We start from the raw sequence: 21214 nt of genomic DNA, 5'->3' as shown, positions 1-21214 counted from the left end.
GGATCAGGCGTCATCCAGATCAGGGAGGTGGCGTGGGGAAAAGCGGCCTGCTTCTATCGCCTGTTTCGCCTTCAGCAGACGGCTGGCATTGGCTGGCGAGGAGAGGAGATGCAGAGTTTCCACCATGCTCTCATATTCTTCCTTGCTCATCAGCACGGCAGAGGGCTTGTCCCGGCGCACGATCTCCACCGCGGATGCATCCTCGTTTACCTTGTCGAGCAGTCCGGCCAGTTCGGCCCGCGCTTTGGAAAAAAACACCGTGTCCATCAGGATCTCCCACTTGTACTGAATATAGTACAAGTGGGAGTTCAGCGCAATTGCTCACCCAATCAGCATAAACTTATCGACATCCACCATGCCCTTGTCGGAAATCTTCAAATGCGGGATGACCGGCAGCGGCAGGAAGGCGACCTGCAAAAACGGCTCCTGCAAGGTGGTACCAAGCGCGTAAGCGGCCTTGCGCAGCTCATGCAAGGTATCGCGCACGCTCTCGAACGGCTCAAGGCTCATCAGGCCCGCGACGGGCAGGGGGATTTCGCCGGTCACCTTGCCGTCTTCCACCACCACGAAGCCGCCCTTGATGTCGGAGAGGCGGTTGGCGGCCATGGCCATATCGTCTTCGGAGACGCCGACCACGCAGATATTGTGGCTGTCATGGCCGACGGTGGAGGCGATGGCGCCCTTTTTCAGGCCGAAGCCCTGCACGAAGCCATTGGCATGGTTGCCATTCTTGCCATGCCGCTCAATGACGGCGACCTTGATGATGTCGCGGTCGAGATCGACGCTGGTCTGGTTGCCGGATGCGGGCAGGCGGTAGCGGCGATATTCGGTGATGATCTTGCCCGGCAACACGCCCATGACAGGCACTTCGCCGTCACTGACAGGCACGGCAAAATCGGCTGACTTGACGATCCGGGCCTTGACGCTGTCGAGGCCAACCGGGGCAACCGGCTTGCGGGTGGCAAACAGCGCATCGGTGACACGGCGACCGGCCGCAAACACCGTTTCGGCCTTGCAGTTTTCCAGGCTGTCCACTACCACCAGATCGGCCCGCCAGCCGGGGGCGACCAGGCCACGATCCCGCAGGCCAAAGGCGCGGGCCGCTGAGATGGAGGCGGCGCGGTAGATGGCCAGCGGCTCGACACCATGGGCAATGGCCGTGCGGATCATATAGTCCAGATGGCCTTGCTCGGCGATGTCAAGCGGGTTGCGGTCATCGGTGCAGAGCGCCAGAAATGGGGAGAGCCGCTCGGTTATGATTGGCATCAGGGCGTGCAAATCCTTGGAAACCGAGCCTTCGCGCACCAGAATATGCATGCCTTTGCGGATCTTCTCCAGGGCTTCTTCCGCCGTGGTGCATTCATGCTCGGTGCGAATACCCGCCGAGAGATAGCCGTTCAAATCGTTACCGCGCAGCAGCGGCGCATGACCATCGATATGGCCGCCCTGAAAGGCTTCCAGCTTGGCCATGCAGATCGGGTCTTTATGGATCACGCCGGGAAAATTCATGAATTCGGCAAGGCCGATCACCTTCGGGTGGTCGCGGAATGGCAAAAGCCGCTCGATGGGCAGGTCCGCGCCCGAGGTTTCCAGATGGGTCGCGGGCACGCAGGAGGACAGCTGCACACGGATATCCATGATGGTTTCCAGTGCCGATTCCAGGAAGAACTCGATGCCTTCGGTGCCCAGCACATTGGCGATTTCATGGGGATCGCAGATCACTGTGGTGACGCCGTAAGGCAGCACGCAACGGTCGAATTCATGCGGTGTGACCAGCGAGCTTTCAATATGCAGATGCGTGTCGATAAAACCCGGCACGACGATCTTGCCGGAAATGTCGATTTCCTCGCGGCCCTGGTAGGTTCCGCAGGTGCCGACAATGGTATCGCCGCAGATGGCAATATCGCTTTCCACCAGATCACCGGTGACGAGATCGAAAAACCGGCCGCCTTTCAGCACGATATCAGCGGTTTCGCGGCCGACGCCCTGGTCGATACGGCGTTCCAATGGGCTCATGGATGTGGCTCCTTCGGTCTCAGGTCTGGATGAGCGACAAACGCCGCTCGAAAAAACTGGGCTGTGGGCGATCCTTACCCAGCACCGTCAGAATCTCTCTAGCACAATCTTCAGGCGTCTTGTCTGTGGTATCGACGTCCAGATCATAGAGGCCATGCTCATGCACAGCCATTTGCCAGCGTTGTACGGGTTCCGGCACTGGATCGTTTGTTGAGCCCTGTAGATATGTTATCGCACCATTCGAAGGGGACGCTGCCCGGCGGGCCATGATTGTCGTGAGCGCGCAATGCACACCGATGAACAGCACCGGCAGGCCAGCCAGCCGCCTGGCACAATCATCCAGGATATGCAGAGGCCGCGAATAGGCCTCGTGATAGCCCACATCGACCACCACGTTGATCCCGAGCCGGCTATGGGCGGCAATCGTTTCATGCAGGGCGGCATATAACTGCTGCACGACCGCTTCTTTTTCCGGGTGCTCGCCGCCGGGCCGCAAGCCGATGCCGGGCCTGTGTTGTTCGCTGATCGTGGCCATCTGTGCATCAACGCCAAGATTGACCCAGAGGCCCGGAAAGCTGTCCAGCACCACCTTTGCAATGCTGGACTTACCGGAACGCGGCGCGCCGTTCAGGATCAGGATCTGTCCCGCAGGCTCCACCTCTCCGTTTGTGTCCAGCCTCACGCCTCGACGGTCACGGTAAAGCCGTGACGGGTGCTTTCGCCGGGGGCGAGTGTGACGGTATAGGGCCGCTCCACCAGTTCGCTGCTCTTGCCATGCAGGGCGGCCATGCCGTGCCAGGGCTCGATGCAGATGAAGGGCGCGCCGGGTTTTTGCCAGAGCGCCAGATTGGGCAGGTTTTCAAAGCGGAAATGCAAGCTGGCCGCATCCTCGGCGCTATAGGTGAGGGCGGTCCCGGCACCTTCGGGAAAGATCATCGCATCTTCCTCGAACTGGCTCTTGTCCAGCACCAGCCGCCCGGCATGGAAAGGCGAGGGGCGGGCTTCCTCGGCCAGCAGGCCGCCGCCCAACCGTAGCAGGGGCGGTTCTGCGCCATTGTCCAGCGTGATCGTATGCGGCTTGCCATCCGCCCCCGGCAGAGGCCAAAGGAATGCCGGATGGAAACCGAGGCCATAGGGCATGGGGGTGTTGCCGCTATTGGCGACCGTGGCGGCAACCGTCAGCGCCGCACCGTGCAGCTTATATTCCAGCACCAGCGAAAAATCGAAGGGATAGACGGCTTTGGTTTCATCATTGGCGGTCAGTTCGTGGCGACAGACATCGGCTCCGGCCTCCAGCAGCGTAAACTCGCGGCGTCGGGCAATGCCATGCTGTGCCATGGAGTAAGGCTTGCCATCGATTAGTAGCGTATCGTCCTTGGCCTTGCCAACAATCGGAAACAGAATGGGCGAACGCCCGCCCCAATAGGCCGCATCGCCATGCCAGAGCAGCGATTGGCCGTCTTTTGTGCGAAGGGACTGCATCTCCGCGCCAAGCGAGGAGATCTGCACGGTAAGCTGGTCATTGCCGATCTCGGTCAGTGTGGGCATGGGCGTGTCTCTCGTGGGCTGGGCGTGGGCTGGAATAGTCATGCGTGGTGATGTCGGGAAAACTTATGCAATGCAGAAACTTATATGAAGAGGTACGGAGAAAACTTTACCCGCTCTTCATTGCACATAAACGGCATTAGACGCGGATGATGACATCCGCGTCTAATGTTACAACTGAATTACTCAGCCGCGACGGTCTTGCCACCTTCCCATTTGTACATGGAGAAGCTCTGCGAGGTGAGGTCGCCGGTTTCGCCATAGGTCAGCTTGCCAATGGCGGTCGGGATCGGTTCGCCGGACTTGATCGCATTTGCGACGGCTTCGGCATCTTCGGCGCTGCCGACCTTTTCGATACCAGCGGCAATAACCTGCACGGCGGCGTAGGCGTTGAGTGTGAAGGCTTCCGCCGGAATGCCCTTGGCGGTCAGCGAATCGGCGGCAACCTTGGAATCCGGGTTTTTCAGCGCATCGGCGGCATTGGTGAACAGCGTGCCATTGGCGGCGTCACCGCCGACGGTGGTATATTCGCTGTTGGAAAGACCATCGCCCGCCACCACCACGGCTTTCAGCCCGGCATCCTGCATCTGGCGCACCAGCAGTCCTGCTTCTGGATGATAGCCGCCAAAATAAAGCACTTCGACATTGGCCGACTTTAACCGGGTGACGAGCGCGCTGAAATCCTTTTCGCCTGCGGTCAGTGAATCGTTGAACACTTCCTTGACACCATCGGCGTTCAGCGCGGCCTTGAAGGCATCCGCCAGACCCTTGCCATACTGGCCCTTGTCATTGAGGATGGCGATTTTCTTGTCCTTGAAATGGGCCAGCACATATTTGGCCGCCACATCGGCCTGCTGGTCGTCACGCCCGCAGGTGCGCAGCACGGTCGGCAATCCGCGCTTGGTCAGGCTTGGGGCGGTCGCGGTCGGGGTCACCATCAGCGCGCCGTTTTCCGCCAGCACGTCGGAGGCCGGAACGGCGACGCCTGATGTCACCGGGCCGACCACGAAACGTACACCTTCGCCAACCAACTGGTTTGCGGCGGACACGCCTTGCTTCGGCTCTCCCGCATCGTCAGCGGTCTTCAGCACCAGCTTTTCGCCCTTGATGCCACCCTTGGCATTGATATCGGCAATCGCGGTTTCCGTGCCATTCTTGATCTGCGCGCCAATGGCCGCCAACGGTCCGGTCAGCGGCGCCATCAGACCGATGGTAATATCGGCATGGGCTGCGGGGGCAGCGGCGAGAAGGGCGGCAAAGGCAGCGCTCGCCAAAAGATGAAGTTTCATTGTTGTCTCCTTGGGACTGAAAATATCGCCGATCTTCGTCGGCTCAGTGGTCTTGAACATGCCATTCTGCGGTGGTTTCTACTGCATCTTATCAGAGAACCCAACTCTGTTTAGCGGGGCTGTTTATATCCGCCTATGCCGCCCGGCGAAAAGCAAAGCGCTTGCCGTCTGCGCTGGAAACCAGGCCTAAGCGGTGAAGCGCGGTAAGCACAGCCATAACGGCAGGGCGGATTTTTTGGCCCTGCTTGAAGCTGGCGGCAATGGTGGCGGCATCGACGCCCACATCGGTTTCCATCAATTGATGCAGCACGGCGGGGGTCTGGTCGCGCTCGTCTGTGGGGAAGCTGGGCTTGGGGCCGGCCTTGGCCGGGGCGGCTTCGCCAAAATCGGCTTCGATCTGCTCGGCCTTTTCCTTGTCTGAGCCAAACCGTGGAATTTGATAGTCTGGCCGCAGCCAGCACACATGGCCGCGCTGCTCTTCCTTGGCGCGCTCCTTGTTCAGCGCCACCAGATTGGCCAGCACCTCATCCTCGCTCAAATCCACCGGCCAGCCATAGGCATCGGCCACAGCCACATCGAGCTTGTCGTGCAGTTCTTTCAAAATCAGCACCAGCCCATCGTCAAAAATGCGGCGCTCCTTGTCGTTCAGATCATCCGGCTTCGCGCCGCTTTTCAGCCGCTCCAGCACATTGTAAAGCCCCGTGAGGGTCAGATGCCCATGCGCCTCCAGCACCCGCTTGCGGTGGGCGTCCAGCTCTTCGGCAATGGTGCCGATGGTGTGTTTTTGCGCGTCGGTGGCGGCGGGGAATGGGAAGGGGTCGAAGCAGCGGGATTTAGTATAGACAGAGTCGTTGCCAACACCGAGCCAACTGCCGGTACGCATGGCCCAAGGTACGTGGAAACGAGACGAGAGTACCCCAAGCGAAAAACTATCACTTAAGGCAATTGCCACCAGCTTGTTATCTGGCAAAACCGACACATCTAAAAACTGGAAAACCCTGTGTTTGGCGGTTTCCACTGTGGCGATGTAGCGGGGGAGATTGGCAAGAGCTTTTCTCAAGTCGGGAACATTCTCACCAAACAGCCACCAATTCTGCTTTCTGTACTCTCTGTTATTCCAATCACGGCCAACAAAATCTTGTTCACCTTGACTGTTAATAATAACCTTCTCTTTAACTTCAATCTTAACGTGCTGATAAACCTCAGGGAAACGAAATCTGATTTCGTCTGAGGTTAAGCCGAAAAGATCGATAACCATCATACCGCGAGGACGATCCATGAGATCGCGGCCGTTACGATAAACACGAATATGTTGTTCGAGGTTTGGATGTCTACCAAGGCCAAGATTTTGTGCCTCGTCTGGTGAAATGATAAAGCCCCCACCGTGTAAAACCACACCACGAGAAGAAATACCGTCATTGCTCTTTAACCCAGCAACAGACGCCACATCCACCCCAACCGTCAAATCCGCATTGATCCGCCCGCGCTTCTCCTCAAACAAAATCACCGGGCTGTCGGTCTCCACCGCCTCTTCCGCTGTCACCTCCATCAACAAGCCATCATGCTTTCCGGCTTGTGCCACCGTCATGGCAATGCGCACGGCGGCGCTGTCTTTGGTCACTTTGGTCCAAGGATGATCGGGAATGGCCATGATCAGCGAAAGCGGCTTTTTGGCATTCAAATGCGGCTCCATCACCCGGCGTTGAAACACCTGCGAGATGGAATTGGTGGTGACAAAGCCAAAGCGTTTCAGCGGGCTTTTGGCTTTGAGCAAAATCTCGGCTGACCGATCCCACCAATACATGACGAAATCGGCGCTTTCATTCATGTGTTTATGGGCTTTCCACAGCGCTTGTGCATAGGCGCTGCCCATGCGGGCGCGAATATCCTTGCCGCCCACAAACGGCGGGTTTCCGACAATATAATCCGCCTTTGGCCAATCCGGGCGGCGGGGGTTGGGGTAGATGTCCTCGCCATTTTCCACCCGCACATGTGGGTAGCCATCCCATTTCAGCACGGCATCCATATGCTGAATGTTTTTAAAGGCTTTGAGAATTGGCTCAGACGGGGCAACGCCCCGGTTGCGAAAATGCCATTGCAAATGGCCAATCCACAGCACCAGCTCGGCAATGGCGGCAGCGCGCGGGTTTAGCTCCATGCCCAAAAACTGGTGTGGGTCCACCGTGTGGCTTTCCAGCGCCAGCCCTTCCTGTCCACCAAGGTTGACCAGCGCATCCAGCACCTTGCCTTCCAGCCGCTTCATCAGCTCCAGCGAGACATAGAGAAAATTGCCGGTGCCGCAGGCGGGGTCCAGCACGCGGATATCGCAGAGCTTATCGTGAAAGGCCTGCACGGTTTTGATGGCCGCTTCATTTTTGCCCTCTGCCTTTTGCCGCTCCACGGTGGCCAGCGTGTTGTTCCACTCCTCCTGCAAGGGGTCAATCACGGTGGCAATCACCAGCCGCTCCACATAGGCGCGGGGCGTGTAATGGGCACCCAGCTTGCGCCGGTCTGTGGGGTCCAGCGCCTGCTCCAGAAAGGCACCGAAAATCGCGGGTTCCACGTCTTTCCAGTCATAGCTTGCGGCTGCCGCCAGTTCGCCAATCTCCTGCTTTTCCAGCTTGAGCGCCCGGCGGTTTTTGAAGAACTCGCCGTTGAACCGCTTGACCTTGTGGCGGATGGTGGCGGTAAAGCCGCCTTCATCCATGGCCTTCCACAGGTCTTCCATCATGCCGGGGAAAATCTCGGGCTTTTCCGCGCAATCCTTCAATAGGTCTTTAAAACTGTCTTTGGGCAGCAGCTCCACATCCTCGGCAAACATGGTGAACAGCACGCGCATCAAAAACATCGCCACTTCCTCGGTGGCATAACCGGCCTGTTCCAGCGCCTGACTGACCTTGGCAATCCGCGTGGCAATTTCGCGCGTCACCTTGGCGGCGTGGCGAGAGGGGTCAAGGCTGAGAGGGTCTGTCCAAATGGCAATCAGCCGGGCGCGCACCTCTTCATCGCGCAGGTCTTCCAGATAGATGCGGAAGGAGCGGCGGTCTGGAAACTGGTCATAGGCCTTGCCGTCGCGGCGAAAATTGGCATAAATTTCAATGCAATGCCCGACATCGCACACCAGCACAAACGGCGGTGGCTCATGGGATGTGGGCAGCAGGCGCACGTAGTTTTCGGCCTGGGTGCGCGCGTTGAGCATCAGCACATCCCAGGCGCGGTTGGCGCTGGCGCGCTTGCCACGCGGGGCGGCTTCAAGGCCGGGCAGGGCGGGGGCGTTTTCCAGCTTTTTCTCGCCAGAAAACCGGCTTTGCTTCGCCTCCAGCACAAAGCAATTACGCTTGTAAAGATCGATACGCTTTTGCGAGGAAGAGCCATCGCGGGCCACTTCCTTCACCGCGCGTTCAAACACGTAATCGTTGTTTTCATGGGCAGCGGAAGCCGGATCGGCATGAGGCAGGCCTAAGAGATCGCAAAGCTCGGTGAGAAACAGGGCATAATTGGCGCGTTCCTGCCCGCCATCCTGCCCCTGCCAACGCTGAATGAACGCTTCAACTTTTTCGTGCAAAATAAACTGTCCTTCACCGTCTCCTGCTGAAGTAGCGCTACAGCGGAGACGGGAAAAGATCAATCGGTTTACCGTGTATTACCAGCCTGCGCCATGGCGGGCGCTGACTGGTATTTTGACTGTTTCCAGCCCTCAAATATTGCTCATCAGCACCTTGCGCAGCTTGTCGAACAATTGGTCGATTTCGGCCTTGGAGATGATCAGCGGGGGTGACAGCGCGATGATGTCGCCGGTGGTGCGGATCAGCAATCCGTCTTCATAGGCCTTCAGGAAGGCGTTGAAGGCGCGTTTGGTGGGTTCGCCGTCGATGGGTTTCAGCTCAACCGCGCCGATCAGGCCGATATTTCTGATATCGATGACATTGGGGCAATCGGCAAGGCTGTGCAGCTGTTCTTCCCAATAGGGGGCGAGTTCGCTGGCGCGGGTCAGCAGGCCTTCGTCTCTGTAGGTATCGAGCGTGCCGAGCGCTGCGGCTGATGCAATCGGGTTGCCGGAATAGGTATAGCCGTGGAAGAACTCGATCATGTGTTCCGGGCCGGACATGAAGGCATCGTGGATTTCGGCGGTCACGAACACCGCGCCCATCGGGATGACCCCATTGGTCAGGCCCTTGGCGGTGACGATAATGTCAGGCGTCACATCGAAATACTGGGCGGCGAACGGTGCGCCAAGACGGCCATAGCCGGTGATCACTTCATCAAAAATCAGCAGGATGCCGTGCTTGGTGCAGATATCGCGCAGCTTTTGCAGATAGCCCTTCGGCGGGATCAGCACGCCGGTCGAGCCTGCGACCGGCTCGACGATGACAGCAGCGACCGTGGATGCGTCATGCAGGGTGACGATGCGCTCCAGCTCAGTGGCCAGATCGCCGCCATGCTCCGGCTGTCCCTTGGTGAAGGCGTTCTTTTCCGGCAGATGAGTGTGGGGCATGTGATCGACGCCGGTCAAAAGCGTGCCGAACATCTTGCGGTTGGAGACGATGCCACCCACCGAAATGCCGCCGAAATTGACGCCGTGATAGCCGCGCTCGCGACCGATCAGGCGGAAGCGCGAGCCATTGCCTTTGACCCGGTGATAGGCCAGCGCCACCTTCAGCGCGGTCTCGACCGATTCGGAGCCGGAATTGGTGTAAAGCACATGCTCCATGCCGGCAGGAGCGATATCCACCAGGCGGTTGGCCAGCTCGAAGGCCTTGGGATGGCCGAGCTGGAAGGCGGGGGCGTAATCCAGTTCGCCCGCCTGCTGACGGATCGCCTCGGTGATCAGAGGGCGGCAATGGCCGGCGTTGACGCACCACAGACCTGCCGTGCCATCCAGAACCTGACGGCCATCATGGGTGGTGTAATACATGTCCTTGGCGCCAACGAACAGGCGCGGCTCCTGCTTGTATTGGCGATTGGCGGTAAACGGCATCCAGAAGGCGCGCAGGTCGTTGGGAATAGTGGTGCGATTGGACATGATGCTCTCCATGGCCCTTTCCGCGGGCCCTGTCAGTGGTTTCGGGGCCATATCCGGTGGTTCAATCGGCTGCGGGCTCGCGTCTTCACATATTGAAGGTCACGCCGCAGTGACATGGACATATGGCGCTGTAACTGGCAAATCAGCCGTCCTTGTAGGCCAGCCGCTCCGCATAAATTTACCGCGCGGTCAAACTAGCAGCCGGCCTTGTGCCGTCAAGCGGCCAGAGGGCGGCTATCCTGAATAATCAGCGAAGTCAGTGTTTATCCTGATGCATAATGTCCTCCTCAAACCAGAATGGGCAAAAGAAGGAAATGGAGTTGAAACGCGCGGACGGCGCAGCGTTTTTCTGCATTTGATAAAACGCAAAATACGGAAGCATCGCGGATTGCACGTTCAGCGGGCAAGGTCGGCGCAAGCTCGCCATGGGTATATGCCAGCATGATCAGATGCAGGATCGAAGGGCAGTTCGACAGCATCGATCGACCGGCGGCCACTGCTGCATAACTCTCTCAATCCCGCGGGATTTGAAGTGTGCAGGAGCAGGAATATACGCTTTTTTGAAGAGAGCGGGCTCCGAACTGCATTGGTGGTTCGGGGTCTGTCATCTGCTGGCCGGACAGGCCTGCTTGCGTCATCAGACGAGCGCCAGAATATAGGTCGCCAACGGATTTTGAAAATCTGAAATTTTATGAAGCAGATTGCCTGTTCAGCTTGCTGTCAGGAATAGCCATTAATGCAGATTCGCACTGGCTGCTGTCCCGCAAGTCAGGCGGTAAATAGTCTAGGCGGCCGGTGTATTTTTAACACCAAGCCGCCTTTGATTTAGATAAAGCTGTTATGTCAGCGTTATCATTCAAGCAGCGTTTCTGCTGCTTTCCTGATGGCAGAATATATCCTCGAGCGTGCCGAGCACTTTCATGACGGCATCCGACGTGCTGGAATAATAGATGGTCTGGGCATCGCGGCGGGTCTTGACCAGCTTCTGGGCGCGAAGCTTGGACAGGTGCTGGGACAGCGCTGACTGGCTCAAGCCAACCTGCGAGGCCAAGACGCCAACCGGCACCTCACCTTGAACCAGGCTGCATAGAATCATCAGTCGCTTAGGATTGGCCATGGCCGTGAGGAGGCCGGCAGCCGCATTCGAGTGATCAGACAAGTCATTGGCTTTCATCTCTCAATCTTCCTTTGAAGCGATTGGCCTGCACACATGGCAGGCCCTGGTTGTTGCATCCCACAAGAAACCCTACGCCTTGAGTCTAGCAATATGAGGAGGATTGTATATGCCTAAATTTAAGGTATCGTTTCATCTTAATTAGATTGGAGTGAAGGGTGTGTGTCCAAAGACACAATTTCACGCTCAAATTCGCAGCGAAACAGCCTTTTACCCCAAAAAAAGTCGATTCCGGACGCATCCAACCCGCAGATTTTGACTTTTCCCTTCGGCTTTTGCCCCTTATGATAAGGGGGATTTTTTATGATTTGCAGAAGTCCATACCCTAAATCTTGTATGGTTTGAGCCTCGGTTTTACCGTCGGCGAACGTAAGCTCTGTTCGAATCAACAAATCCTCTCCATCCAGCAGGAAGGCTTTTCCGAACCCGCCATTCATGGCGGCACGTTGCGGCATGAGCTGGAAAAACAGAAAATCCGGAAAATCGATATAGAGTTTTGCCTTGGGATGACGGGCCAGAAAGCGGCGGCGCATCGCCTGATGAATGTCGCTATCGGGGTCCACCGGGCTTGCAAGGCATTGAACGGTGAGACGCGGATAGGCGAGGGGATCACCCTTGCCGGGTTCGCCGGCCAGCAGCGATACGCGCGGATCGGCCAGCATCGCCCGGGTATGAGCTGAGAGGCGTGAGACCAGAACGGTCAGCGTTCCATCCGGCATGGTGCCCATCAGCACGCGGCTGACGAAAGGCCCGCCGGTTTGCGGATCGAGAACGCCCAGGGGAACATGGGTGGCGCTGCGCAACAGGGTCCGCGCCTGGCGCCGCGCCTCGTCATCAGTTGGACGGATGGGAGAGGGGCGGTCGATCATCGGGCTGTCTCATGGTTTGCGGCTGGGTGCGTGCTGCTTGTGAGCAGAGCGGAGCTTCAACCATATCCCAGCGTTCCCTAGCGGGAAAGCGTCAAGGGCCGCCGCTTATGGCATCACGGGTTTTAATAAACGCGTGATACCGTAAGCAACGGCCCTTGGTTAAATGGCGTCGTTCTGCGCCTCTTTCTACGTCAGGTCTGGCGGTGCCGGGTCAGGGCCGAGACCACATCCTGCGCGCCGATCGCGCCGATCACCGTGCCGTTCTCCACCACGCCGACCAGGCCGGGCTGGCGGGCCATGGCGTCAAGAATATCGATCAGCGGCGTTTCCGGCGTGGCGGTGGCGGTGACGCCGAGACCCGGCGTGTGACTGGTGCCGGCAGTCATGACATCTCTCGCCGTCAACATGCTGATCGGGTTCATGTTGCGCACGAAATCGGCGACATATTGATCCGCCGGGTTCTGGACGATCTGCTGCGGCGTGCCGCATTGGATGATCCTGCCGCTTTCCATGATGGCGATGCGGTTGCCGATCCGGAAGGCCTCGTCCAGATCGTGGCTGACGAACAGGATGGTCTTTTTTAGCCGATGCTGGAATTCCAGCAATTCATCCTGCAAGCGTGTGCGGATCAGCGGATCGAGCGCTGAGAACGGTTCGTCCATCAACAGGATCGGCGCGCCGGTGGCAAAGGCGCGGGCGAGGCCGACCCGCTGCTGCATGCCACCGGACAATTCGTCCACCTTGCGGTCGGCCCATTGCGTCAGGTTGACCAGTTCCAATTGCTCGGCAACGATTTTCCGCCGCTCCTTTTCGCCAACGCCCGCCAATTCCAGCCCGAAGCCGATATTGTCGGCAACGCTGCGCCAAGGCAGCAGGCCGAATTGCTGGAACACCATCGAGACGCTGTGCATGCGCAGGTCGCGCAACGCCTTGCGGCTGGCCTGGTAGGGATCGACGAAGCCATTGCGCGACTTGACTGACACCGAGCCGCGCACCACGGGCGCCAACCCGTTGACGGCCCGCAGCAGTGTCGATTTGCCGGAGCCGGAGAGACCCATCAGCACCAGGATCTCGCCTTCCTTCAAGGTCAGCGAGGCATTGGCCACGCCGAGGATCAGGCCGGTTTCCGCGTTGATTTCGTCGCGTGTCCGGCCCTGATCGACCAGGGCAAGCGCCTTTTGTGGCCGATCACCGAAGATGATGTCGACATTTCCGAAGATGACTGCATCGCTCATTGGTCATCTCCCGCCGATGGAATGCGGAACATCCGATCCAGAATGATTGCCAGGATGACGATACAAAGGCCCGCTTCGAAACCTCTGGCGATATTGACGGTATTCAGCGCCCGCACCACCGGAACGCCGAGACCGGCAGCGCCGACCAGGGCGGCAATCACCACCATGGACAGCGACAGCATGATGGTCTGGGTCAGGCCTGCCATGATCTGTGGCAGCGCATAGGGCAATTCCACCTTGCGCAGGACCTGGGTGGGCGTGGCCCCGAAGGCAACAGCAGCTTCCACCAGGGAGGAAGGGGTGGAGACGATGCCGAGCCGGGTCAGGCGGATGGGTGAGGGGACGGCAAAGATCACCGTGGCGATCAGACCGGGCACCATGCCGAGCCCGAACAGGATCAGCGCCGGGATGAGATAGACGAAGGTCGGGATGGTCTGCATCAGGTCCAGGACCGGGCGCATGAGGGCGTAGATCCATGCGCGGCGAGCGGCCAGGATGCCGAGCGGCACGCCGATCACCATGCAGACGGCGGTGGAGGCCAGAACCAGCGCCAGCGTCTCGGTGGTTTCCTTGAAATAGCCCTGGTTGATGATCAGCGCCAGGCCGAGAAAGGTGAAGATCGCCACGAGAAGGGAGCGGCGCAGCAGCCAGGCGATAATGCTGATGGCAAGTGCTGTCACCAGCGGGTTGGGATATTGCAGCACGAACAGAACACCATCGATACTGCTTGAAATGAGGTGAGAGAGCCAGTCGAAAAACCAGGCTCCGTTGGCCGTCAGCCAGTCAACAACGACTTTGGCGGTGGGGCCGATGGGAATTTTGAAATCAGTCAGCCAATCCACTGAAACGCATCCTTTCGAGCATTTGCAGGAAATGCGTAAAAAAGAGAATAAGGAATAGCGGTGCCAGGGCGCAATGTTTCGCCCCGGCGCTATCGTTCAGTGGTGCTTACAAGCCAAGCTTGGTCTTGACCGCCGCCAGGCCGTCCTTGCCATCCTTGGTGGTGACGCCAGCCAGCCAGGGCTCGATCACGGTTGGGTTGGCCTTCAGCCAGGTCTTGGCAGCCTTGTCTGCGTCTTCACCATCATCGAGGATCTTGCCCATGATGGCATTTTCCATGTCGAGCGAAAACTTCATGTTGGTCAGCAGCTTGCCGACATTTGGACATTCCTTGGCATAGCCGCCGCGCGCCACCGTATAGACTGTCGCGCCACCGTAATTGGGGCCGAACACCGTGTCGTCGCCATCGGCGAGATAGGTGATCTGGTGGGCGGTGTTCATCGGATGTGGTGCCCAGGCCAGGAAGATCACGGGCTTGTTTTCCTTGTCGGCGCGGGTCACCTGGCTCAACATGCCCTGTTCGGAGGACTCCACGACGTTAAAGCCCTTGAGGCCGAATTTGTCGCCCTCGATCAGCGACACGATCATGCCATTGCCTTCATTGCCCGGCTCGATCCCGTAGATCTTGCCATCGAGTTCGGCCTTGTGAGCAGCGACATCCTTGAAGCTCTTGATGCCGAGCTTGGCGCCGGCAGCATTGGTGGCCAGCGTGTATTTCGCGCCTTCGAGATTGACGGCGACACTGTCGATCGACTTGTCATCAAGATATTGCTGGATGGCTTCCTTCTGGGCTGGCATCCAATTGCCGAGGAAGACGTCGATATCCTTGTTCTTCATTGAGGAATAGGTCACGGGCACGCCGAGCGTCTTGACGTCGGCCTTGTAACCCAGTGCCTCCAGAACGGTGACGAAGGAGGCATTGGTGGAGGCCAAGTCCGTCCAGCCGACATCCGAGATGCGAACGGTGCCGCAACTGGCGGCTTCCGCCGCAAAGGCAGCCGGGCTGAATGCTGCGACGCATCCGGCCAAGGCCAGAGCGTATTTCGGCAGTGCAAATTTCAGTGTCTTGGCAATCGGCATATTCTGCTCCTTTTTTAGTTCCCGGCATTATGAATACATAAACAGCCGAGGCAAGCCTGCGTGTTCGCGCCGGTCCATAGGGGGTATTTGCGACATTTTGTCATCCCGACCTGAAAATGTGCTCTATCGCCGCAAATCCGGGCTGCTCGGGTGCGGAGCAGGAAGGCATCCGTGTGGTTGAATTTTTTTATGACGATGCCTTCCGGGATAGGATTTTGTGGCGCGGTCTTGTCTAAACTCTTGTCGAAATCCCGATAGAAATCGTGGGATTTTCGATTTTGCGGGTTAAAACCGCCTCGTTTTTGTGCTGCATGGCGGCGCGAATGCGAACTGTCATTGAAATGGTGGGTCGTACGTCGTTTTCGGATAGCTCAAGCCTCTGATGCATTTGAGGTATTCGAAATTTTTGTCCGTCGAGGATGCGTCAGCATCGTCGAGACTTTGTATAAAAGACGAACCGCAGGGAGCTGGTGCCAGTGGCCAAGCTGTATTTTAATTATGCCGCCATGAATGCCGGTAAATCCACCATGCTGTTGCAGGCCTCCTACAATTATCAGGAGCGCGGCATGCGCACGGTGATTTTTGTCGCCGCACTGGATGATCGAGCCGGGCGCGGGCGGGTCGCTTCCCGCATTGGGCTGTCCAGCCCGGCCGAAACCTTCGAGCCGGGCACCGATCTGTTTGCCGTGGTCGAGGCCATGCATGCAAGCAAGCCGATTGCCTGCGTTTTTGTCGACGAGGCCAATTTTTTGAGCGAGCACCATGTCTGGCAATTGGCGCGGATTGCCGACCGCCTGCATATTCCGGTCATGGCCTATGGCCTGCGCACGGATTTCCAGGGCCAGCTGTTTCCGGCCTCTCGGTTGCTGCTGGGGATTGCCGATGAATTGCGCGAAATCCGCACGATCTGCCATTGCGGCCGCAAGGCGACGATGAATGCCCGCTTCGATGCGAGCGGCCAGGTGATGCGCGAGGGTGCGCAGATCGAAGTTGGCGGCAACGAGAAATATGTGTCCTTCTGCCGCCTGCATTGGGATGAACTGTTCAATGGGTGAAGCGTGCGCTGATATTTGACAGTCGACAAGTCCAACCGGTTGTTTTTCAAAAATATCGCCACCTAAAAACCTTGTGTCGTTAAAAACGCGGTTTGTCGTTGTTATTGTTGATGGGCAGACATATCTGTTGAGCAGTGACCGGACGCCGAGCGTCCGCCGTTGCCATGACCACAGGACGGGAGACAGGGCAGATGCTGAATGCGCTAACGGGGTTTTTCCGAGGGCTCTGGGGAGCGCTTCGGCGCAGCGGTAATCTTCTCTATACGGCGGTGGCCTGGCCCTTCCGCGCCCGCCATAGCGAAGCGGGCAAGCGTGCCTATATTTTCCGTGGTTCCGTCGCGCTGATTGTGCTGGTGCTGATTGCGGCCTATGGGCAGTTTTTGTGGCGCACGCAGGTCTGGTATGGCTTTGATCCGGCCTTTGCCAAGGCCTATGGCTTTGCCGACCGCAAGGTCGCTGCCGGACAGCAGATCGCCGACAAGCCCGGCACCTGCCAGAATTCCGCTATCGTCACCACGGTTGCCGACCTGACGGATTCCAACGTCAACCAGAATGTCTGGGTGTCTTCGACGCTGCTCTACAAGCTTGGCCTGTTCGGGATGAGCTGGGATGACACGCCGTTCTTTGACAACAAGGCCTCGTTCCAGCGCGGTATCAATCAGGTGGCGCGCCGGGTTGGCATCGTATTGGCCGACGATCTTGGCCGGGTGAGGGGCACTTCCGGTATCAACACCGATCTGCAGGATGCGCGTGGCAATATCCAGTTCAACGAAGGCACCTGGTATTTCGGCTCCAATCCGTTCGGGTTTAAGACGCCGACGCCAAGCTATTATCGTGCCGCAATCACCAGCTGGCGTGGGTTTAATTCCGATCTGGAAACCTGCAAGGCGGTGTTCGATGCCCGGGCCGACAATCTCGTCAAATTGCTCGACGGGCTGGCCAGCGACCTCGGCAACACATCCGACATTTTGCGCCGCCGCTCGGAAGAGCATAATGGCGGCTGGTTCGACACGCGGGCCGACGACCGTTTCTGGTTCGCCTATGGTCAGCTCTATGGACAATACGCCCTGTTTCAGGCGGCAAAGGCCGATTTCATCGACGTGGTGCGCGAGCGTAACCTGACAGCGATCTGGGCAGAGCTGGAAAAGCAGTTCGAAGCTGCACTCAAGGTTCAGCCGATGATTGTCTCCAACGGCAGCGAGGACGGCCTGTTCATGCCGAACCATCTGTCAACCATGGGATTCTACACGTTGCGCGTGCGCGCCAATATGGTGGAATTGCGAGCCGTTCTGCAGCGCTGACTGTCAATGGCCCGGCGGGCAGACCGCCAGGCCATGTCTTATAATTCGATGAAGCTTGCCGTGGGTTCCAGTTGAAACAACTCATGCAGCATGCCGCGATATTCGCCGGATGCGCCCTCGACCGGATAATAGAGACCGACGGTGCGAATATATTTCAAGGTACCGCTTGTGGTGATGATCCGGTGGATATTGTGGAAAACACCGCGATTGGTGCCGGCGCGATAATAGCTGTCCATCACCTGGTCCACGTCCTGCGGGTGCATGCGGTCGCAAAAATCCTTTATATTCAATGGACCTTCAGAATGGTCTAGCTCGTAGAGCTTCGACACATGCGGCGTGCCATATAAATGACCCTGATCTATATCAAGTCGCCAGAAGCCGCAGATATTCATGGCATGGGTTAGATTAACGACATCACATTCCTGCAATCCAATTGAATGAAAATCTTGAAGCGGACAAGGCCGCGGGTTGTTCGAGCGCCAAGCCAAGTGAATAGCCTCCCTTTTGGCTTGGCTGAAGCAAATGAATTATTGAATGAGCTTCAGCCTAATGGCCTTTGCTACCAATTGCGTTCGGTTGACGCAATCCAGCTTTTTCATAGCTGTTGTCATATACGCGTTTATGGTGTGGTCGGAGAGGCTGAGGATCTGGCCAATTTCTACCGAGGTTTTGCCCTGCGCCGTCCAGCGAAGCACTTCCAGTTCGCGCACGGAGAGAACATCGACATTCATCAACTCGGTGCGGCGAAGACGGTCGTATTGGTCGAAAACCGCCATTGCCAGCATGCCCAGTTCATTGACCTCGCATTGGGAGAGAGGTGAGCGATCCCCATCGAACCGCATGAAATACAGCCGGGAATCAAGAGAGGGGAAAATGAAGACAACGCCGACGATCAGCTTGAACCGCATCATCAGGTCGCGCATGGCAGGCGGCCATTCCTCCGCCATGTCATTCGGTTCCCTGAATTTCATGTCCCAGGTTCGCGGCAGAATCGAGCCGGCAAATTTCTTGACCACCGGACAGAATTTGACAAATTGGTGGCGGTCGAATTCATGGCCGAATTCCATCGGCAAAGTCGTTTCCATGACCAGTGGCAGGAGATGCACATCGGTCGCACACGGTGCGAGCAGGATACTGCCATGCGACAGGCCAAACGCCTGGGCAACAGTGCGCAGGATATCCGCACAATGCTCACGGCTTTCCATTGCGGTTATTTCTGTACTGAGCAGTGTCTGGCGCTCGGCGATCAACATGTGGGGCGACTGAATTTGAGGTAAGGGCGGTGTGTTTGGCGACTAAGTGGATATAGGGGGATTTTATATATTAAATCCTAGAGCTTTCGAAAGTTCTTATCGATTAATTTCAAAAAATGTCTTTCAAAACCCTGTGAACTCATTAGCGAAAAAATATATATCTTTCGCTTTAATTGAAATGGTTGCGCTGATGCTTGCCTTCGGTTGTATTTCTTCCGCTGTGGCGCTTCCGCGTCCATGCGGTCGGAAATGCATTGAAGTGAGTGTTAAATGAGCGCCAGTCCCCCTAAAAGTCAAGGTAATAACGTGTCTTGCGAAAATAAGCGCCTTCTGTTGAGCTTACCGCGCCTAGTGCACTGACGCATTCACTTCGTTCATGCTTTCGTGCACTCATTTTTTGTTTATGCATCGATTTTTCCAAACTCGGCTGAAGCCTCCGTTTGGATCGATGCACTAGGGCCTGCATAACTCCTTATCCGTAAAATCCTACTTTAAAATGGGATGGATCATGCAGGGCTTTATGATGATTTAGGCTGTTCATTTGCCCCTGCCGATGAGTTCGTCGGGGTGGGCTGTTTCATGGATTGACCGAGATTTTCCGCAGGCACGAGAATTTTTGTGTCGCGCTCTACCGGGCGCGCTGAATTATGCGGTAATACGATGCGCCATGGAAGATAGCCAATCGTATTGCCTTTGCAAATATCCCAAGCAGCTGATGCCTTTGCGATATTTTCAATGCTTTCGCGGCAGGGATGCGTGAGCATCTTGAAGACATGATGTAAAGGGTAAACGCACGGCGCTGGAGTGCGAGCGTCCTGAAGGAAAAGTGCCGGAAACGGTGTAGAGACAGGGTTAAGAGGCTGATGTCGGATATTGAAATTGCACGTGCAGCATCGAAGCTTGCGATCACGCAGATTGGCGAGCGTTTGGGAATCAGCCCCGGTGATTTGCAGCCCTATGGCCATGACAAGGCTAAGATCAGCGCTTCATTCCTGCATTCGCTTGAAGATCGCAAGGATGGCAAGCTCATCCTGGTGACGGCAATCAATCCGACACCAGCAGGCGAGGGCAAGACCACGACCACGGTCGGCCTGGTGGATGGGCTGAACCGTATCGGCGCCAAGGCCATGGTCTGCGTGCGCGAGCCGTCGCTTGGTCCCTGTTTCGGGGTCAAGGGTGGCGCTGCCGGTGGCGGGCGGGCGCAGGTCGTGCCGATGGAAGACATTAACCTGCATTTCACCGGCGATTTCCACGCCATCACCTCCGCGCATAACCTGCTGGCGGCGATGATCGATAACCATATTTACTGGGGCAATGAACAGGATCTCGATACGCGCCGTATCGCCTGGCGCCGGGTGGTGGACATGAATGACCGTGCGCTGCGCGAGATGGTCGGGGCGCTGGGTGGCGTTCGCAACGGCTTTCCGCGCGAAACCGGCTTCGATATCACGGTTGCCTCCGAAGTGATGGCCATCCTCTGTCTGGCCCGTGATCTGGCTGATCTGGAAGAGCGGTTGGGCCAGATCGTCATCGGCTACCGGCGGGACAAAACGCCCGTGCATGCCCGTGATATCAAGGCCCATCAAGCCATGACAGTGCTGTTGAAGGAGGCGATGCAGCCCAATCTGGTGCAGACGCTGGAAAACAATCCGGCGCTGGTGCATGGCGGTCCGTTTGCCAATATTGCCCATGGCTGCAATTCGGTGGTGGCGACGCGGGCGGCCCTGAAGCTTGCCGATTATGTGGTGACGGAAGCGGGGTTTGGCGCCGATCTGGGGGCTGAAAAGTTCTTCGATATCAAATGCCGCAAGGCCGGTCTTCGCCCGGCGGCTGCCGTCATCGTCGCTACGGTGCGGGCGTTGAAGATGAATGGCGGTGTCGCCAAAACGGAGCTTGGCCACGAGGATGTGGCCGCCCTGGTCCGGGGTGCTGTCAACCTTGGGCGGCATGTGGAAAATGTCCGGGGCTTTGGTGTGCCTGTCATTGTCGCTATCAACCATTTCCTGTCGGATACGCCGGCGGAAATCGCAGCCTTGCAGGACTATGCCGCCCGTATCGGCGTCGAAGCCGTGCTCTGCCGTCATTGGGCCGAGGGTGGTGCGGGCATTGAGGAACTGGCCAGGAAAGTGGCGGCCATGGCCGACAGCGGCATTGCCGATTTCCAGCCGCTTTATCCGGACGACATGCCGCTGTTTGCCAAGATCGAAACCGTCGCCAAGCGGATTTACCGTGCGGGGAGTGTCACTGCGGACCGCGCTGTCATCGACCAACTATCCCAGTTTGAGGCTATGGGCTATGGCGACCTGCCGGTCTGCATCGCCAAAACCCAGTATTCCTTCTCTACCGACCCGTCGCTGCTCGGCGCTCCCGATGGCCATGAAGTGCATGTGCGCGACGTGCGGCTATCAGCGGGTGCCGGTTTTGTGGTGGCCATCACCGGCGATATCATGACCATGCCCGGCCTGCCGAGAAAGCCGGCAGCCGAAACCATCCGGCTTGATGATGATGGGCTGGTCGAAGGCCTGTTTTAAAGA

General features: G+C 57.6%; 19 protein-coding genes. 3 read left to right on the top strand and 16 right to left on the bottom strand.

The window, feature by feature from the left end; genetic code table 11:
• Window positions 1–3: 3 nt before the first annotated feature.
• From AVCG78_RS10780 to choX, 13 genes are all read right to left on the bottom strand, one after another.
• Complete coding sequence (locus tag AVCG78_RS10780; protein ID WP_015916780.1) at window positions 4–267, bottom strand: type II toxin-antitoxin system Phd/YefM family antitoxin; 264 nt, start codon at window positions 265–267, stop codon at window positions 4–6.
• A gap of 54 nt (window positions 268–321) precedes the next feature.
• Window positions 322–2016: an adenine deaminase gene (gene ade / locus AVCG78_RS10775; protein ID WP_071585360.1), complete on the bottom strand. Its 1695-nt coding sequence runs from the start codon at window positions 2014–2016 to the stop codon at window positions 322–324.
• A gap of 19 nt (window positions 2017–2035) precedes the next feature.
• Window positions 2036–2698, bottom strand: coding sequence for a chloramphenicol phosphotransferase CPT family protein (locus AVCG78_RS10770; protein ID WP_071205183.1), 663 nt, complete (start codon window positions 2696–2698; stop codon window positions 2036–2038).
• Window positions 2695–3564 (bottom strand): aldose 1-epimerase family protein, encoded by an 870-nt coding sequence (locus tag AVCG78_RS10765; RefSeq protein ID WP_071205182.1) that lies wholly within the window; start codon window positions 3562–3564, stop codon window positions 2695–2697. Before AVCG78_RS10765 ends, AVCG78_RS10770 begins: the two co-directional genes overlap by 4 nt.
• A 179-nt stretch (window positions 3565–3743) precedes the next feature.
• A complete protein-coding gene (locus AVCG78_RS10760; protein ID WP_071205213.1) occupies window positions 3744–4850 on the bottom strand; it encodes a branched-chain amino acid ABC transporter substrate-binding protein in 1107 nt (368 codons plus the stop codon).
• Window positions 4851–4983: 133 nt separating this feature from the next.
• A complete protein-coding gene (locus AVCG78_RS10755; RefSeq protein WP_156582871.1) occupies window positions 4984–8415 on the bottom strand; it encodes a class I SAM-dependent DNA methyltransferase in 3432 nt (1143 codons plus the stop codon).
• A gap of 132 nt (window positions 8416–8547) precedes the next feature.
• Entirely contained in the window at window positions 8548–9873 is a 1326-nt protein-coding gene (locus tag AVCG78_RS10750) for an aspartate aminotransferase family protein (protein ID WP_071585391.1), read from the bottom strand.
• A gap of 287 nt (window positions 9874–10160) precedes the next feature.
• Window positions 10161–10352: a hypothetical protein gene (locus AVCG78_RS10745; RefSeq protein WP_071205180.1), complete on the bottom strand. Its 192-nt coding sequence runs from the start codon at window positions 10350–10352 to the stop codon at window positions 10161–10163.
• Between the two features lie 377 nt (window positions 10353–10729).
• Window positions 10730–11047, bottom strand: a complete 318-nt coding sequence (locus tag AVCG78_RS10740; protein ID WP_015916773.1) for an ArsR/SmtB family transcription factor — start codon at window positions 11045–11047, stop codon at window positions 10730–10732.
• A gap of 137 nt (window positions 11048–11184) precedes the next feature.
• Window positions 11185–11916: a HugZ family pyridoxamine 5'-phosphate oxidase gene (locus tag AVCG78_RS10735; protein ID WP_071205178.1), complete on the bottom strand. Its 732-nt coding sequence runs from the start codon at window positions 11914–11916 to the stop codon at window positions 11185–11187.
• Between the two features lie 191 nt (window positions 11917–12107).
• On the bottom strand, window positions 12108–13151 hold the full coding sequence (gene choV, locus AVCG78_RS10730) for a choline ABC transporter ATP-binding protein (RefSeq protein ID WP_071585362.1): 1044 nt from the start codon (window positions 13149–13151) through the stop codon (window positions 12108–12110).
• On the bottom strand, window positions 13148–13993 hold the full coding sequence (choW, locus tag AVCG78_RS10725; RefSeq protein WP_071205176.1) for a choline ABC transporter permease subunit: 846 nt from the start codon (window positions 13991–13993) through the stop codon (window positions 13148–13150). The genes choV and choW overlap by 4 nt, the downstream gene beginning before the upstream one ends.
• 106 nt (window positions 13994–14099) lie before the next feature.
• Window positions 14100–15065 carry a choline ABC transporter substrate-binding protein gene (gene choX / locus AVCG78_RS10720; protein WP_071203908.1) on the bottom strand — a complete coding sequence of 322 codons (966 nt, stop codon included), beginning with the start codon at window positions 15063–15065 and terminating at the stop codon, window positions 14100–14102.
• 482 nt (window positions 15066–15547) lie between these two features.
• Here choX and AVCG78_RS10715 point away from each other — a divergent pair, with 482 nt between their 5' ends.
• The gene (locus AVCG78_RS10715; RefSeq protein WP_071205175.1) at window positions 15548–16126 is read left to right on the top strand and encodes a thymidine kinase; all 579 of its coding nucleotides are present in this window, start codon (window positions 15548–15550) and stop codon (window positions 16124–16126) included.
• A 191-nt stretch (window positions 16127–16317) separates the two neighbouring features.
• Complete coding sequence (locus AVCG78_RS10710) at window positions 16318–17427, top strand: DUF2333 family protein (protein ID WP_071205174.1); 1110 nt, start codon at window positions 16318–16320, stop codon at window positions 17425–17427.
• A gap of 38 nt (window positions 17428–17465) precedes the next feature.
• Here the strand turns inward: AVCG78_RS10710 and AVCG78_RS10705 are convergent, their stop codons facing one another.
• From AVCG78_RS10705 to AVCG78_RS10695, 3 genes are all read right to left on the bottom strand, one after another.
• The gene (locus tag AVCG78_RS10705) at window positions 17466–17819 is read right to left on the bottom strand and encodes a PAS domain-containing protein (RefSeq protein ID WP_041696930.1); all 354 of its coding nucleotides are present in this window, start codon (window positions 17817–17819) and stop codon (window positions 17466–17468) included.
• 135 nt (window positions 17820–17954) lie between these two features.
• The gene (locus AVCG78_RS10700) at window positions 17955–18632 is read right to left on the bottom strand and encodes a helix-turn-helix transcriptional regulator (protein WP_174089694.1); all 678 of its coding nucleotides are present in this window, start codon (window positions 18630–18632) and stop codon (window positions 17955–17957) included.
• 566 nt (window positions 18633–19198) lie between these two features.
• Window positions 19199–19444, bottom strand: coding sequence for a hypothetical protein (locus AVCG78_RS10695; protein ID WP_071585364.1), 246 nt, complete (start codon window positions 19442–19444; stop codon window positions 19199–19201).
• A 99-nt stretch (window positions 19445–19543) separates the two neighbouring features.
• On the opposite strand from AVCG78_RS10695, the gene AVCG78_RS10690 reads away from it, so the two are divergent.
• Window positions 19544–21211, top strand: a complete 1668-nt coding sequence (locus AVCG78_RS10690; RefSeq protein ID WP_071205172.1) for a formate--tetrahydrofolate ligase — start codon at window positions 19544–19546, stop codon at window positions 21209–21211.
• Window positions 21212–21214 lie beyond the last annotated feature (3 nt).

The organism is Gillisella vitis, from assembly GCF_021559775.1.
In the GTDB taxonomy this organism is placed as follows: Bacteria; Pseudomonadota; Alphaproteobacteria; order Rhizobiales; family Rhizobiaceae; genus Allorhizobium; species Allorhizobium ampelinum.
Note: the sequence above shows the minus strand (reverse complement) of the source record. Positions and strands in the feature narration are given on the sequence as shown.